This is a genomic window from Variovorax sp. 01N429 (assembly GCF_056399425.1).
In genome coordinates, this window is record NZ_JBFTRG010000017.1 from 19,260 (window position 1) to 34,480 (window position 15,221).

At 66.3% G+C, this 15,221-nt stretch carries 17 protein-coding genes; 9 read left to right on the forward strand and 8 right to left on the reverse strand.

Going from position 1 to position 15,221, the window contains the following annotated elements:
• Positions 1-156: 156 nt before the first annotated feature.
• Genes AC1DSF_RS24240 through AC1DSF_RS24270 form a run of 7 tightly spaced genes read right to left on the reverse strand, consistent with a single transcriptional unit; the run spans position 157 to position 6,580 of the window.
• On the reverse strand, positions 157-450 hold the full coding sequence (locus AC1DSF_RS24240) for a YciI family protein (RefSeq protein WP_478124343.1): 294 nt from the start codon (positions 448-450) through the stop codon (positions 157-159).
• Positions 451-469: 19 nt separating this feature from the next.
• Positions 470-1,435 (reverse strand): Bug family tripartite tricarboxylate transporter substrate binding protein, encoded by a 966-nt coding sequence (locus AC1DSF_RS24245; RefSeq protein WP_478143675.1) that lies wholly within the window; start codon positions 1,433-1,435, stop codon positions 470-472.
• Between the two features lie 18 nt (positions 1,436-1,453).
• Complete coding sequence (locus AC1DSF_RS24250) at positions 1,454-2,359, reverse strand: SMP-30/gluconolactonase/LRE family protein (protein WP_478183571.1); 906 nt, start codon at positions 2,357-2,359, stop codon at positions 1,454-1,456.
• A gap of 38 nt (positions 2,360-2,397) precedes the next feature.
• Entirely contained in the window at positions 2,398-3,462 is a 1,065-nt protein-coding gene (gene leuB, locus AC1DSF_RS24255) for a 3-isopropylmalate dehydrogenase (protein WP_478183572.1), read from the reverse strand.
• Positions 3,463-3,490: 28 nt separating this feature from the next.
• Entirely contained in the window at positions 3,491-4,096 is a 606-nt protein-coding gene (leuD, locus tag AC1DSF_RS24260) for a 3-isopropylmalate dehydratase small subunit (protein ID WP_478124339.1), read from the reverse strand.
• A 21-nt stretch (positions 4,097-4,117) separates the two neighbouring features.
• Positions 4,118-5,539 carry a 3-isopropylmalate dehydratase large subunit gene (leuC, locus tag AC1DSF_RS24265; protein WP_478183573.1) on the reverse strand — a complete coding sequence of 474 codons (1,422 nt, stop codon included), beginning with the start codon at positions 5,537-5,539 and terminating at the stop codon, positions 4,118-4,120.
• A gap of 36 nt (positions 5,540-5,575) precedes the next feature.
• Positions 5,576-6,580, reverse strand: a complete 1,005-nt coding sequence (locus AC1DSF_RS24270; protein ID WP_478183574.1) for a Bug family tripartite tricarboxylate transporter substrate binding protein — start codon at positions 6,578-6,580, stop codon at positions 5,576-5,578.
• Positions 6,581-6,673: 93 nt separating this feature from the next.
• On the opposite strand from AC1DSF_RS24270, the gene gcvA reads away from it, so the two are divergent.
• Entirely contained in the window at positions 6,674-7,579 is a 906-nt protein-coding gene (gene gcvA, locus AC1DSF_RS24275) for a transcriptional regulator GcvA (RefSeq protein WP_478124336.1), read from the forward strand.
• Positions 7,580-7,689: 110 nt separating this feature from the next.
• On the opposite strand, the gene AC1DSF_RS24280 is transcribed toward gcvA, so the two are convergent.
• Complete coding sequence (locus tag AC1DSF_RS24280) at positions 7,690-8,721, reverse strand: sigma 54-interacting transcriptional regulator (RefSeq protein ID WP_478124335.1); 1,032 nt, start codon at positions 8,719-8,721, stop codon at positions 7,690-7,692.
• A 322-nt stretch (positions 8,722-9,043) separates the two neighbouring features.
• Here AC1DSF_RS24280 and AC1DSF_RS24285 point away from each other — a divergent pair, with 322 nt between their 5' ends.
• From AC1DSF_RS24285 to AC1DSF_RS24320, 8 genes are read left to right on the forward strand one after another with little or no spacing between them, the layout of a single operon-like run.
• Entirely contained in the window at positions 9,044-9,283 is a 240-nt protein-coding gene (locus AC1DSF_RS24285) for a hypothetical protein (protein ID WP_478124334.1), read from the forward strand.
• Positions 9,280-11,442, forward strand: coding sequence for an ATP-binding protein (locus AC1DSF_RS24290; RefSeq protein ID WP_478124333.1), 2,163 nt, complete (start codon positions 9,280-9,282; stop codon positions 11,440-11,442). Before AC1DSF_RS24285 ends, AC1DSF_RS24290 begins: the two co-directional genes overlap by 4 nt.
• Complete coding sequence (locus AC1DSF_RS24295; protein ID WP_478124332.1) at positions 11,432-12,262, forward strand: Pvc16 family protein; 831 nt, start codon at positions 11,432-11,434, stop codon at positions 12,260-12,262. The genes AC1DSF_RS24290 and AC1DSF_RS24295 overlap by 11 nt, the downstream gene beginning before the upstream one ends.
• 39 nt (positions 12,263-12,301) lie before the next feature.
• Entirely contained in the window at positions 12,302-13,483 is a 1,182-nt protein-coding gene (locus AC1DSF_RS24300; protein ID WP_478124331.1) for a phage tail sheath family protein, read from the forward strand.
• A gap of 9 nt (positions 13,484-13,492) precedes the next feature.
• Positions 13,493-13,918, forward strand: a complete 426-nt coding sequence (locus tag AC1DSF_RS24305; protein WP_431273008.1) for a phage tail protein — start codon at positions 13,493-13,495, stop codon at positions 13,916-13,918.
• Between the two features lie 13 nt (positions 13,919-13,931).
• Positions 13,932-14,303 carry a phage tail assembly protein gene (locus tag AC1DSF_RS24310; RefSeq protein WP_478124330.1) on the forward strand — a complete coding sequence of 124 codons (372 nt, stop codon included), beginning with the start codon at positions 13,932-13,934 and terminating at the stop codon, positions 14,301-14,303.
• Positions 14,255-14,464, forward strand: coding sequence for a DUF6760 family protein (locus tag AC1DSF_RS24315; protein WP_478124329.1), 210 nt, complete (start codon positions 14,255-14,257; stop codon positions 14,462-14,464). Before AC1DSF_RS24310 ends, AC1DSF_RS24315 begins: the two co-directional genes overlap by 49 nt.
• Before the next feature lie 14 nt (positions 14,465-14,478).
• Positions 14,479-15,219, forward strand: coding sequence for a hypothetical protein (locus tag AC1DSF_RS24320; protein WP_478124328.1), 741 nt, complete (start codon positions 14,479-14,481; stop codon positions 15,217-15,219).
• The last annotated feature ends 2 nt before the right edge of the window (positions 15,220-15,221 follow it).

Here is a 15,221-nt window from a genome sequence, read left to right on the forward strand (position 1 = left end):
GACTTGGGTTGGAGCTGCGTTCAAAGCTTAGCCCCCATACTCCCGCGGCGCAGCCCTCCAATTCCACTCCTTGGAATTACAGGACCGTGCTCGAATCCGGTGGATGGCAACGTATCGCAGGGCGCCCTGCTTGCCCGCGTTCGCGCGCGAACCCCTTCAACGGGTGCGCCGGCGATCAAAAAATGCCTGTCGCCAAGGCATTACCTGCGACGACTCGAACAGCCCGCCCGTGGTGAACGGGTCTTCCGCGATGAAGGCCTTCGCTTCGCGTGCGTCATCCGTGTCGACCACCACCAGCGCGCCGATAGCCCGGCCCTGGTCGTCAAGGATGGCGCCGCCGGCCAGCAGTAGATGCTGCCGCGCGACGAGGTAGTCGAGGTGCGCCGGCTTGAGCGACGCGCGCAGCGCATGCGCACCGGGCTTGTCGTGCGAGACGATTGCGTAGGGCATGGCTTGGCCGCGTCCCCGCTCAGCTCGGCGTGATGCCCGCCTTGGCGATGATGCCGCTCCAGGTCTGCATCTCACGCGAGATGAAGGCCTGGAACTCGGCAGGTGTGCTGCCCACGGGTTCCGCGCCATTGGTCACCAGCGCCTCGCGCGTGAGCGGCGTCTGAAGTGCCTTGCGCACCTCGGCACTCAGCCGCTCGACCAGGGCCGAGTCAGTGCCGCCGGGCGCAAGCACGCCAGTCCATGCGCTCACGTCGAAGGGCTTTCCGCTGAGTTCGGCCACAGTACGCACGTCTGGCAGCGAGGTCGAGCGGCGCGCCGTTGACACGGCCAGCGCGCGCAGCTTGCCTGATTTCACCAGCGGCGCCGCCGCCACGACGTTGGCGAACATCAGGTCGACGTGGCCGCCCATCACATCGGCGAGGGCTGGCCCGGTGCCCTTATAGGGCACGTGAGTCATCTTGACGCCCGACTGCAGCGCCAGCAGTTCCATCGAGAGATGGTCGGCCGTTCCACTGCCCGTGGACGCGAACGACAGCGGCTGCGCCTTGGCCAGGGCGAGCGCGTCGCTCATCGATTGCACCGACGAACTTGCCGCGGCCACCATGATGAAGGGTGACTGCGTGGCAAGGCTGACGGGCGCGAACGCCTTGACCGTGTCGAAAGGCAGGCTTTTCATCATCGACGGATTGGTGGCGTGCGGGACGCTGGCCACCAGCAGCGTGTAGCCATCGGGCGCCGACTTGGCTACGTACTCCGAGCCGATCAGTGTGCTGGCGCCCGGCTTGTTCTCGACATAGAAGGTCTGGCCCATCGAGCCGGACATGCTGGTGGTGATGGCGCGCGCCACCACATCGGTGCCGCCACCTGCCGTGAACGGCACGACCACGCGCACCTGGTGTTGCGGGTAGGGGCTCGCGGCATGTGCGGGCAGGGCGCCATAGAGGCAGCCTCCGGCCAGGGCGCTCATCAGTTCTCGACGATTCATGGTGTCTCCGGGTGCCACTCAGGCGTTGAAATGAAGGCGCAGCCCCGCTTCGGGCCACGGCATGGACACGAGCTGTCCGGTGGCCGACAACGTGAGCCAGGCCGTCTTGAGGTCCGGTCCGCCGAAGCAGAGGTTGGTGACGTAGATGTCGGGCAAGACCAACTGGCGCCGCAGTTCGCCCAGCGGCGTGATGACCGATACGGCGCCGGTGACGAGCGTGGCAACGCAGATGTCGCCTTGCGCCTGCACGGCCAGACTGTCGAAGCGCTGAAAGCCCGGCAGCCCACACACCAGCCGGCCGCCATGCGGCGACGGAAAGGGCAGCTTCGTCATGATGCCAGGCTCGACAATGTCGAAGGCCCACAGCCGCGCGGTTTCGGTCTCTGCGATGTAGAGCACGCTGTCATCGGGGGACAGGCCAATGCCATTGGGCGACAGCAGACCGTAGGCGACCTCCCTGATGCTGGAGCCATCGGGCAGCGCGTAGTAGATGCCGCCCATGTCCCGCGAGCGGGGATGCTTCTTGCCGAAGTCGGTGAAATAGAAGCCGCCTTGCGCATCGAACACGATGTCGTTGGGCGACGAGAGCCGCTGGCCATCGCAGTGGGTGTACAGCGTGGTGCATGCGCCCCCTTCGAGCGTCACGCGGCGGATGCTGCCGCCCGCATAGTCGGGCGCCGGGCCGGTCGAGGTGAATTGGCCGGGCACATAGGCGCTGCCGCCGTTGTCGCAGATGTAGAGCGCGCCGTCAGGACCCATAGCCGCGCCGTTGGGTCCGCCGCCGCAGTCCGAAATGACGTGCACCTTGCCGTCCGACGTCACGCGCACAATCCTGCCCGCCCGCATTTCCACCAGCACCACTGAGCCGTCGCTCAAGGCGACCGGACCTTCAGGAAATTGCAAACCTTCAGCCAGGATCTTCATATCGCTAGGTCGTGTTAGCAAAAATTCAAAGGGATGCCTCAAAGGGATGCCGCGACCGCTGCGCCCATTTCTTCAGTGCCGACGCGTGTGCAGCCTTCCTGAAAGATGTCTCCAGTGCGCAAGCCTTCAGCCAGCACGCGGCGCACGGCACGCTCCACGCGCGCAGCGTTGGCGGTCTGTTTGAAGGAGAAGCGCAGCATCATGGCCATCGACAGGATGGACGCCAGCGGGTTCGCGAGGTTCTTGCCCGCGATATCGGGTGCAGTGCCGTGCACCGGCTCGTACAGCCCGAAAGTGCCCGCGGCCATCGAGGCCGAGGGCAGCATGCCGATCGAGCCCGTGAGCATGGCCGCGGCGTCGGACAGGATGTCGCCGAAGATGTTGCCGGTGACGATCACGTCGAACTGCTTGGGCGCGCGCATCAGCTGCATGGCGGCGGCGTCGACGAACAGGTGCGTGAGTTCGACGTCGGGATACTCCTTGCCCACACGCGTGACCACTTCGCGCCACAGCTGCATCACCTCCAGCACGTTGGCCTTGTCCACGGAGCACAGCCGGTGGCCACGCGCACGCGCCGTGCGAAAAGCGACGTGCGCGATGCGCTCGATTTCAGGCTCCGAGTAACGCATCGTGTTGAAGGCCTCGCGTTCGCCGGCCGCATTGATGCCGGTGCCGCGTGGCTCGCCGAAATACACATCACCCGTGAGTTCTCGCAGGATGAGGATGTCCAGGCCTTCGACGACTTCGGGGCGCAGCGTCGATGCGCCGATGAGTTCGGGGAACAGGAAGGCGGGGCGGAAGTTCGCAAACAGGCCCAGTTCCTTGCGCAGGCGCAGCAGGCTGGCGCCCGGACGCATCATGAAGGGGATGGCTTCGTCGCCCGGCATGCCGGCCGAACCGAACAGGATGGCGTCGGCCTTGCGCGCGATCTCGCTGGTGGCTGCCGGCAAGGGGTCGCCCGCGGCTTCGATGCCGGCTTGGCCGATGGCGGCCTCGACCAGTTCCAGCGATTGGGTCGGGCCCACGACGGCCTTCAGCACTTTCACGGCCTGCGCCGTCACTTCATGGCCAATGCCGTCTCCGGGCATCACTGCAATTTTCATATTCACAAACCTCTGGTGTTGAGTTCAATCAGGCATGAGCAGCTTCGCGTGCGCGGGCTTGCTCGAAGGCGTCTATGGCGCCGCGCTGGGTCAGCGTGTAGTCGATTTCGTCGAGCCCTTCGAGCAGGCAGCGACGCGGGAACGGGTCGATGGCGAAAGGCTCTGCATCGCCCGAAGGGCCGGTGACGGTCTGCGCCAGCAGGTCGACCTGCATGTGCGCCCCGGGGGCGGCCTGCAGTTCGCCCAGCAGGCGCTGCACGACGGGCGCGGGCAGGCGCACGGGCAGCAGGCCGTTCTTCAGCGCATTGCTATGGAAGATGTCACCGAAGCTCGGCGCGATCACCGCGCGAAAGCCGCCGTCATGCAACGCCCACACCGCGTGTTCGCGCGACGAGCCGCAGCCGAAGTTGGCACCCGCGACGAGGATGCGCGCACGCACATAGGCCGGGTCGTTGAGAACGAAGCCGGGCCGCCGCACGCCGTTCGCATCGTGGCGCACGTCGCGAAAAAGATAGTCACCGAAATTGTCGGAGCGCGGCTTCTGCAGGTATAGCGCCGGCACGATCTGATCGGTGTCGACGTTGGCGCGGTCCAGCGGCACGGCCACGGCGTCGAGTTGCGCGAAGGCTTCCATGGTGTTGGCTTTTCCTCTTTTTCAGTGCGCGGCCAGCAAGCGGCGCACATCGGTCAGGCGGCCGGTGATGGCCGCGGCGGCGGCCATGGCCGGGCTCATGAGATGAGTGCGTGATCCGGGTCCCTGACGGCCGACGAAATTGCGATTCGACGTGGAGGCGCAGCGCTGTCCGGCGGCCACCTGGTCGCCGTTGGTGCCCAGGCACATCGAGCAGCCCGCATGGCGCCATTGCAGGCCCGCCGCCAGGAAGACGGCGTCGAGCCCTTCGGCTTCAGCTTGCTGTTTCACCAGCCCGGAGCCGGGCACGACCCAGGCCTCGACACCCGTCGCCACGCGGCGCCCGCGTACCACGTCGGCGGCGCTGCGCATGTCCTCGATGCGGCCGTTGGTGCAAGAGCCGATGAAGACGCGGTCGACGCTCACGTCGGTCAGCGCCTGGCCCGGCTGCAGGCCCATGTAGGCCAGCGTGCGCTGCAGGGTTTCGCGGCGCTCGGCACTCGCGGCCTGTGCGGGGTCTGGCACGCGGCCAGTGATGGGTAGCGCGTCTTCGGGGCTGTTGCCCCAGGTCACCATGGGTGCGATGTCGCCGGCGTGCAGTTGCACTTCGCGATCGAACACCGCGCCTTCGTCGCCGGGCAGCGTGCGCCATAGCGCCAGCGCCTCATCCCATGCGGCGCCGCTGGGCGCCTCGGGCCGGCCGGCCAGCCATTCGAAAGTGGTGTCGTCGGGCGCGACCATGCCTGCGCGTGCGCCGGCCTCGATCGACATGTTGCACACGGTCATGCGCCCCGCCATCGACAGCGCGCGGATCGCCTCGCCCGCGTATTCGATGACGTGCCCGGTGCCGCCGCCAGCGCCGATGCGCGCAATCACGGCCAGGATGATGTCTTTGGCCGACACCCCTTCGCCCAGCCGTCCGTCGATGTTCACGCGCAGAGTGCGCGGCTTGCGCTGCCAAAGCGTCTGCGTGGCCAGCACGTGCGCCACTTCGGACGCGCCGATGCCGAAGGCCAGTGCGCCGAGCGCCCCGTGCGTGGCCGTGTGGCTGTCGCCGCAAACGATCACCTGGCCCGGCAGGCTCAGACCCTGCTCGGGGCCGACCACATGCACGATGCCCTGGCGCAGGTCGTCCAGTCCGAAGAAGCGGATGCCCGCGGAGGCGCTGTCGTCCTTCAGCGCCTGCGCCATCGCGCGCTTCTCGGGGTCGGCGATATCGGCAAAAGAGCGCGAACTGGTCGGCACGTAGTGGTCGGGCGTGGCGAAGGCGCGTTCAGGCCGACGCACGGGGAGGCCGCGCTGGCGCAGCATCTCGAAGGCCGGCGCCGAGCCGTCCTGCACCAGGTGGCGATCGACGTACAGCAGGCTCTGACCGTCTTCGCGCTGCGTGACGACGTGGGACTGCCAGATCTTGTCGAACAGCGTGTGGGGCGTTTGGGGGGGCATTGAGGAACCGCTGTGGAGAACGAAGAGAGGAAAGGCTCAGTCGAGCTTGACGCCCGAGATGCGCACGATCTCGGCGTAGCGCTGGGTCTCGCTGGCCATGAAGCGGCCGAAGTCTTCGGGCGAACCGCCGCCGATCTCGGCGCCGAACGCAGCCATGCGCTTGTGGAACTCGGGCGACTTGAGCACCGCGTTGGCCTCGACATTGAGCTTGGCGATGATGGCGCGCGGCGTGCCCGCCGGCGCCGAGAGCCCGTACCACGAGGAGGCATAGATGCCCTTCAGGCCCACTTCGTCGAAGGTGGGCACGTCGGGCAAGGCAGGATTGCGTTGCTTGGAGGCCACCGCCAATGCGCGCATGCGGCCGCCTGAGATGAAGGGAAGGCACGTGGTCGTATCGAGCATCAGCGACACATGGCCGGCGGCCAGGTCGGCCTCGGCCGGGGCCGTGCCCTTGTACGGCACGTGCACGATGTCGATCTTGGCCGCGGTCGCAAACTGGATCGCCGCCAAGTGCTGCGACGAGCCAATCCCGGCGGAGCCGTAGTTCAGCGAACCGGGCTTGGCACGCGCCGCCTCGATCACGTCCTTCACCGTCTTGAAGGGCGAGTCGGCCGGCACTACGAGGATGTTGGGCACGGCCGAGACGTAGATGATCGGCTCGAAATCCTTCACCGGATCAAAGCCCAGCTTGTTGTAGAGGCTGATGTTCACCGCGTTCGGGCTGATCGAAGACATCAGGAGGTTGTAGCCATCGGGCCGCTGGCGAGCGAGCAACTCGGTGCCGATGTTGCCGCCCGCGCCCGAGCGGTTGTCGACGATGATGGGCTGACCCATGCGCTGGCCCAGCAGCTCGGCAAGGATGCGCGCAGTGGTGTCTACGCCGCCGCCCGGAGGCCACGGGACCATGAGCTTGATCGGCTGGGAGGGGTAGTTCTTGGCCGCGTCTTCGGCGCGCGCGGCAAGGGGCGAGCCCAAGATCGCCGCGGCCATGAGGGCCATCAGTGCCGCACTCACTCGGGCATGCAATTTCTTCATCGTCATAGCTTGTCTCCTGATCTTCTAGTGGGGCCATGCTATGCCGGAGGAATGGCGTATCGCAATCACAATAAAAACATGCATGCATGAGTAAACTTCATGCCTATGACACGCCGCCTTCCCCCCCTCAACGCCCTGCGGGCCTTCGACGCCGCCGCGCGCTGCGGCAACTTCACGCGAGCGGCGCAGGAACTCTTCGTCACGCAGGGGGCCGTCAGCCGGCACATCGCGACGCTCGAGGGCTGGCTTGGCGTTCAACTGTTCGAGCGCGGACGGCACGGTATCAGTCTCACACCGGCGGGACAGCGCTACTTCGCCAGCATGAGCGTGGCGTTCGACCAGATCGAGCTTGGCACGCGGCAGTTGCAGCATCAAAGCCCCGACGAATGGCTGCTGCGCGTCAAGCTGCCACCGACCTTCGCCATTCGCTGGCTTATTCCGCGGCTGGCTCGCTTTCATGCGCTGCATCCACGCATCGATGTGCAAATCACCACGTCTCACAGGCCGGCGGATTTCGAGCGCGACGAGATCGACGTGAGCATTCATTCACAGCCGAGCCCGCCTGAAGGTCCTGGCTACCGCCTCCTGTTTCGCGAAACGCTGCTCCCTGTCTGCGCGCCTTCGCTGCTGGGCGCCGGCCCGCCGCTCAAAGAGCCCGCCGACCTGGCTCAACAAGCTTTGCTGAGTTCACTGAACCGGCCACACGACTGGCGTGCATGGCTCACCGCCGCAGGCGTACCGGACACCGACACGCGGCGCGGGCTCAAGTTCGAGAACGCTGCCATGGCCTATCAAGCGGCGGCCGAAGGGCTCGGAGTCATGGTTGGATTGCTCGCCTTCGTGCGCGATGACCTTGCGGCGGGGCGGTTGGTTGCGCCCTTCGATCTGCGGGTGCCAACCGATGGCGGGTACTTCATGGCTTGGCGCACCGACCGGGCTGTGCCACAGAGGGTGCGGGACTTCGAGGACTGGCTGGCAAGGGAGGCGGCATTGGCGGAGGCCTGATGGCCACGTCCAGACGCGGCCGTATGTGCCACTCTGCATGGCTCACTCCGAGCGAACAGGGAAGGCAACATTCTCTGCCGCAGCAGGGGGCGACACGATGTGCCGCAATATCAGCGGCCGCTCACCCCTCCGAATCGAACGCTCTCGGCGAGGATCGCGTGCTTCTTTGCCAGCTTGCTCAGCGACGCGCGCTGCATGTCGCACAAGCGTGCGGCTTCGCTGATGTTGCCGTTGGTCATGGCCAGAGCGTCTTCGACGAACTGGCGCTCGACGTTGCAGACAGCCGAGCGCTTGGCTTCGCGCAGCGAGGCAAGGTCTCGCGCGGGGTGCACTTGCGCGGACGATTTCGCGAGGGCAGGGGCACTCGCGAGCAGCGCATCAACATTGATGCAGTTGTCGGTCGAGATGAGATGGGCGCGCAGCAGCGTGTGTTCGAGCTCGCGCACATTGCCCGGCCAGTCGAAGGATCGCAGCAGTGCGAGCGCGTCATCGCTGATCTCCTTGGGCTCTCCGGTCGTGGCGCGTGCGGCACTGCGCAGCAGGTGCGGCACCAGCAGGTCCAGGTCTTCCGGACGATCGCGAAGGGGCGGTAGCCGAACGCGGAGCACGTCCAGTCGGAAGAAGAGGTCGGCCCTGAACTCGCCGCGGTGTGACAACTCTCGCAGGTCGACGTTGCATGCAGCGACGATGCGCACGTCGGCATGCTGCACGTGGTCATCGCCCACCGAGCGGAACGACGCATCCTGCAGGAAACGAAGCAGCGCGACCTGTCCGCGCGGGGACAGCGCTTCGATCTCGTCAAGGAACAAGGTGCCACCCTCGGCCTTGCGCACAAGACCGAGCCGAGCGCGGCCTGCGTCCGTGAATGCACCGCGGGCGTGGCCGAACAATTCGCTTTCTACGAGCGACTCGGGCAGGGCGCCGCAGTTCACCGGAATGAAGGCGCCGTCTCGTCGAGGCCCGATGTAGTGCGTGGCGCGCGCCACCAGTTCCTTTCCAGTCCCGCTCTCTCCGACGATCAGGACCGGCGCAGTGCACTCGGCATAGCGGGCCATCAGCTCGATGGCGGCGATGAATATCGGGGACGTGCCGACGATTCTCGAATCGAGCGGTGCGTCACGGCTTTCCGTGATTCCGTGCATCAAGGACCTCCTTCCCGTCCAGGGATCGTTCGTCTCGGGGCGCATTCTAGGAAGCGAAGCGCGTGCGCACATCCACCAAACGACGTACCGACTAAGCAAGCCTCTCTCGTGGTTCGCGGCTGTGTTGTTTGCGCACGGGCCGTGTCGGTGGCGACACACCAGCGCAAATCGAGCGTGATCAAGAGGACGCGGCAGTGCGGCTTGCCCGGGGCGCCCGTGTCGGCATCGACTCGGCCCCCGCGAAGCGCTTGCGGACAAGGTCAATGGAATCAACGACTTAGACGCGCCGCCGCGTTGGCACGATTCAAGCGATGAGTGAAGTGTGACAACCGATTCGCTCCTGACCCACGACGTCGCGGAAACGATCCTGCGCTACGTCACTGCGCATCCGGATGCCTGCGATTCCATCGAGGGCATTTGCGACTGGTGGCTCGTGCGCCAGCGACGCGATGACACGCGCAAGGCGGTTGCTGCAGCGCTGCAGGGCCTCGTGGCCGCAGGCCGGATGGAAGCGTCGACCGGTGCCGACGGCCTCACTGTCTATCGATCAGTGCAACGATGATCAACGCCATTGCTTCGCAGTCCCAGGCTCCCGCCTTCCAGATGGAGGGTTTGTGGAACGCCCTTGGCCGCCTTGATCGGATGCTGGAGCGCGCCACGACGGCCGCCGATGCCGCGGCCAGCGGAACCGGCGCGAGCGTTCAGACCGAGCCCTATAGGGGGCTCTATGTGACATCGCAGGACGTGCAGCGGCTCGTGCGGCGCGGCGCGGGCGAGCCCTTCCTCGCAGGCGTGGATGCCGCAGGCGGCACGCAGATGCCTGACGGATCGCGCTTTCCATGGCTCCAGCAGGCTTTCGGCCTTGACACGATCGATCTCGACATCGTGCTGATCGCGCTGGCGCCCGAGGTCGACCTGCGCTACGAGAGGCTCTTTGCCTATCTGCAGGACGACGTGACGCGCCGGCGGCCCACGGTGGATCTGGTGCTCAACCTGCTGTGCGCGTCGCGTGACGCGAAGATCGCTGCGCGAGCCCGTTTCGCGCCCGATGCGCCTCTGTTGCGGCATCGCCTGCTGCACCTTGCGGCGGACAACGTCGGACTTCCCCCGCCGCTGCTGGCGCAAACGCTCCAGCTGGAGGAGCCGGTCGTGCGCTTCCTGCTCGGACAGACGTCGCTCGATGCTCGCCTGCTTGCAGCCGCCCGATTCGACATGCAACCCGAGGCAGGCGTGGGTACGCGCGCCGAGGCGCTGGGCAAGACCATCGCCAAGGCGTTGGCCGCCGGCGAAGGATCGCACGTGTATCTGCAAGGCGCGGACGGTGGCGAGAAAGAAGCCGCCGTGGCAAGCCTGGCTGCGAAGCTGCGTCAACCCCTCATCACCGCGGATCTCGGAAAGGCGGCCGAGCCTGTCGGCGATTTCGGGGATACCGTCGCCCTGTTGTTGCGCGAGGCCCAGTTGCTGTCCGCAGTTCTGCACCTGAAGGGCTTCGATGCGCTGTCGCCGCAGGACCGCGCAGCGCTCGCGGATGCGCTGCAGCCGCGTCAATCGACGCAAGCCTTCGGCAATGTCGTGGTGCTCTCCGGAACGCGGCCTTGCGGCCCCGCCCTTTGCGGCATGGCGACGCTCGAGGTCGCGCCGCCAAGCTTTGTCGAACGCCGCGCGCTCTGGGCATCCGAGCTCCGCGATCGCCGGCTCGACATCGACGCACGCAGCATCGACGAACTCGCGGCGCGCTATCGGCTCAATGACACCCAGATCGCCGGCGCGGTCGTGCATGCCGAGCGGCAGGCCGCGCTCGAGCAGGGCAAGCCCGACGGTGCCGAATTGGCCAGCGCCGCTCGCCTGCAAGTCGCGCGCGATCCTGGCGCGCTTGCGCGCAAGCTCTCGCCCTTGTACGTGTGGAGCGATCTCGTGCTGCCGGCGGACTCGATTTCTCAACTGAAGGAAATCTGCCGTCAGGCCCGCCATCAGCATGTGGTCTACGACGACTGGGGCTTCGGCCGGAAGCTCTCGCTCGGCAAGGGACTGAGCGCACTCTTCAGCGGACCGCCCGGCACCGGCAAGACGATGGCGGTCGAAGTCATCGCCAACGATCTCGGGCTGGAGCTCTACAAGATCGACCTCTCGCAAGTGGTCAGCAAGTACATCGGCGAAACCGAGAAGAGCATCGATCGCCTGTTCGCGGAAGCCCGCGCCGGCAACGCGATCCTGTTCTTCGACGAATGCGATGCGCTCTTCGGCAAGCGGACCACCGTGCAGGACGCGCACGACCGCTACGCCAACATCGAAGTGGCCTACCTGCTGCAAAAGCTCGACGAGCACGACGGCGTGTGCATCCTCGCGACCAATCTGCGACAGAACCTCGATGTGGCCTTCACGCGCCGCCTGGGATTCATCGTGGACTTCCCCTTTCCCGACGAAGAGAGCCGGCGGCGGCTGTGGCAGTCGATCTGGCCGGCGAAGCTGCCGCGCAGCAAGGACCTGGATCTCGAATTCATGGCGACGCAATTCAAGCTGCCCGGCGGCGCGGTCAAGAACATCGCCGTCGCCGCGGCCTTCCTCGCGGCCGAGCAAGGCGGCGACGTTAAGACAGAGCACTTGCTGTGGGCGGCGCGGCGTGAGATCGAGAAATCCGGGCGTCGTGTCGCAGGCTCGGAATTCGGCGCCTACGCGCCGCGCGTCGAGGCCATGGGCAACGGAGGCCTTCATGCTCAATGAAGTGACCGAAAGCCTGGAGGCCTTCTTCAAGCAGCCCGGTCTCGCGCCGCCGCTGCGCGATGCGGCGATCCGGTTCGATCGGCCGACCGACCCCTACGCGCTCGACCAGACCACGGTCAACCTGTTCCTCTTCGAGGTGCACGAGAACCTGGAGCTACGAAACAACGAGAGCGTCACTCGTCGCGTGGGTGGCCAGTCGCTCGTCGAGCCGCCTGCCTTTCGCGCGACCTGCCTGTACCTCGTCACCGCGTGGCCCGTGGGCGGCACCGACCTGCCCAAGCAGGAGCATCAGTTGCTGGGCCAGGTGCTCCAGTTGATCGCCGGATCGCCGCTGCTGCCGCACGCCTTCCTGACGCCGAACCTGCAATTGCAGGAACCGCCGCTGCCAATGTTGATGCTGCAGCCGGACGGCGTGCGCAACCCGGCGGAGTTCTGGGCGGCGATCGGCAATCGCATCAAGGCCTCGGTGCTGCTGTCGGTGACTGTGTCGCTGAAGGCCTTTGATACCGCGACCTATCCGACCGTGATCACCAGCGAAATCCGCCTGAAGACACAGCCCGGTGGCGCGGCGCTGGATGCGCCGTTCTTCCAGATCGGTGGGGTCGTGGTGGACGCGGCCTCCGCGCCGGTCGCGAATGCGGGCGTGCGCATCGTCGAGCGCGGGCGCAGCACGCTCACCGATGCCGAAGGAAAGTTTTCGCTGTCGGCCATTCCGGCCGGCAATTTCACCTTGCGCGTGACGGCGGGCGCCGTGACGCAAGACCGGGCCGTCGTCGTCCCGGCACCTGCGCTCGCGGGCTACGACGTGCAGTTGACCTGAACGGTTTCATCCCTACACCGCAAGAAGGAGAGGGCAAGGATGGCAAACTATTTCGCACCCGGCGTCTACGTCGAAGAGATTCCTCCGCTCGCCAGGCCGATCGCGGGCGTGGGCACCAGCACCGCCGCCTTCATCGGTGAGGCCGACCGGCTCGCCGGCGCGGATGTCGGAAAGCCGAAGAAGTTCACCAACTGGAGCGAATTCTCGGCCTTCATCAAGGGCGCGGGCGCGACGCCGGACACGCCGATCTACACCACGGTCAATCGCACACTGGCGCTGGCAGTGTTCGGCTTCTTCGCCAACGGCGGGACCACTTGCTACGTCGTACCCATCGCGGCGGGCGGCATGGGCAACCTGCAGGCACCGCTGGACACGCTCAAGCCCATCGACGAGATCGCCATCGTCGCTGCACCGGGCGCACAGGGCACCGCGCCGAAGGTGCAGATCATGGATCACTGCTTCGAGATGCAGGACCGCGTCGCGGTGCTCGACGGCGAGAAGGCGCCTGCGTCGGACAGTACGCCCGACGACATCTACGGCGGACCGATGCCCGGCGGCGGGCCCACCACGCCGGACAAGTTCAGCTACGGGGCCATCTACTTCCCGTGGCTCAAGGTCTTCAATCCGCTGTTCACCGATGGCGGCGCGGAACCCGAATTGCTCGATGTGCCGCCGAGCGGCCATGTCGCCGGCATCTGGGCCCGGGTGGATGCGACGCGCGGCGTGTTCAAGGCGCCTGCCAACGAAGGCGTGGTGGGCATCGTCGACCTTGAGAGGCCGATGGACAAGAACAAACAGATCAGCCTCAACCCGCCGGGCATCAACGTGATCCGGCCCTTCGGCGGCTCGCCGATGGTCTACGGCGCACGCACGCTGGGCGGGGACCGCAACGGCGAATACCGCTACCTCAACGTGCGCCGCTTCATGAACTTCCTGAAGGAGTCGATCGACCAGGGCACGCAGTTCGTCGTGTTCGAACCGAACACGCCCGCCTTGTGGCAACGGATCATCCGTTCGGTCAGCGACTTTCTCTACAACCAGTGGCGCGACGGCGCGCTCTTCGGTGCGACGCCCAAGGACGCGTTCTTCGTCAAGTGCGACGCGGAGACCAACCCGGCGAGCACGCGCGAGGCGGGGCAGGTGATCACCGAGATCGGCGTGGCCGTTACCAAGCCGGCCGAGTTCGTCATCTTCCGTATTCAGCAAAACACCGGCGCTTGAGGAGCAGTCATGGCAAGAAAAGACCCCTACAGGAATTTCCGCTTTCTGGTCGAGATCGACGGCATCGTGCAGGCCGGCTTCTCGGAGTGCAGCGGCTTCGGCTCCAACATCGAGGTGGTGGAGTACCGCGAAGGCGGTGAAGCCGCGACAGTGCGCAAGCTGCCCGGAAAGATCTCCTACCCCGACATCACGCTCAAGTGGGGCGTCACCGATTCGCGCGAGCTCTACGACTGGCATCTCGCAGCGGTCAACGGCACCATCGACCGGCGCAATGGCTCGATCATTCTTCAGGACGATTCGGGCCAGGAGAAGGTGCGATGGAATTTCTTCAGCGCGTGGCCCAGCAAATATGACGGGCCGGACTTCAACGCCAAGGGCAACGACGTCTCGCTCGACAGCATGACGGTGAGCTGCGAGCGCGTCGAGCGTGCGTGAGACGGAGCCTCTCATGACGTCGTTCCAGACCGAATACGAGTTCACGTTGCCGCTGGGCTTCGTCGACGCCGAAGGCGACCTGCACCGCGAAGGCGTGATGCGGCTCGCCACCGCGGCCGACGAGATCCTGCCGCTGAAGGACCCGCGTGTGCAGAGCAACGAGGCCTACCTCACCGTGATCCTGCTGTCGCGCGTGATCGTGCGCCTGGGCTCGGTGGCGCAGGTCACGCCCAAGGTGGTCGAGGGCGTCTACGCCGCCGACCTGGCCTATCTGCAGGAGTTCTACAACCGCATCAACCGCAGCGGCAAGGCCGTGATCGAGGCGGCCTGCCCGAAGTGCGCGCACGAGTTCGCGCTGGAGATGAACAGCCCGGGGGGATCGTAGGCTACCCCCTGCCCGCGCTGTACAGGGAAGTAGCCTTCATCGCCTATCACTTTCACTGGTCGCAGGAAGTCGTGATGTCGCTCGAACACAAGGAGCGGCAGCGTTGGATGGAAGAGATCTCCGCGATCAACGAAAGAGCCAACAGCGAAGCCCTTCAGTAAGAGGAGTGGACGACGTGAACAGATGGCAAGCATGGGCTCAGCGCCTGCGCGCGCGGCACGGCCGCATCGAAGCGTGGCGCGCGCCGGGCGCGATGGTGCTGCAGCAGCGAGGGCTCGGCGCCGCCGCGCAGACTCGGCACGTTCACCTGCGGCCGAGCCTCCATCTCCACACGCACTTCGCTGTCTCGCCATTGGTCACCGTGAGCATGCGGCCGGCGATGGCGCGGCCCTTGATCCTGCGCAGTGCGCTACCCACAGGCAGCGCTTGGCGCGAGCCGGGGATGTTCGTCGCGCACGCGCCACGGCATGTCGCGCAATCGGATGAGCACCGTGAGCCTGTCGCGCACGTGGCGTCGCCGGCCTTTGTTCCCGCGTTCCGAAAGGTCAGACCCGCACACGCGGCGCCGGCTGGGCACCAACCCATTCGCCTGTCGATGCGGCGCGGCGAAGAAGTCTCGACCATCGCGACGCATGCCGGCGACATGGCAGTGCGCCTCCGGCTCAACGCCCATCGCGACGAGGTCAGGCCCGCAATGCAGCCCGCAGTGCTGGCTGTGCCGCGACGCGCAGCAGCGCAGCCGGCCGGAAGCGCGGTCGACGGCATCGAAGGGTCTGCGCTGTCGCGCACGCGGTTGGAAGAGGCGAGGGCGCCGCACGCCGCGCCAGCCTTCAACGTCGAGGCGCTCACCGGCCTGGTGATCCAGCAGATCGATCGCCGCCTCCTGGCCTACCGCGAACGCATGGGGAGGGCCTGAAC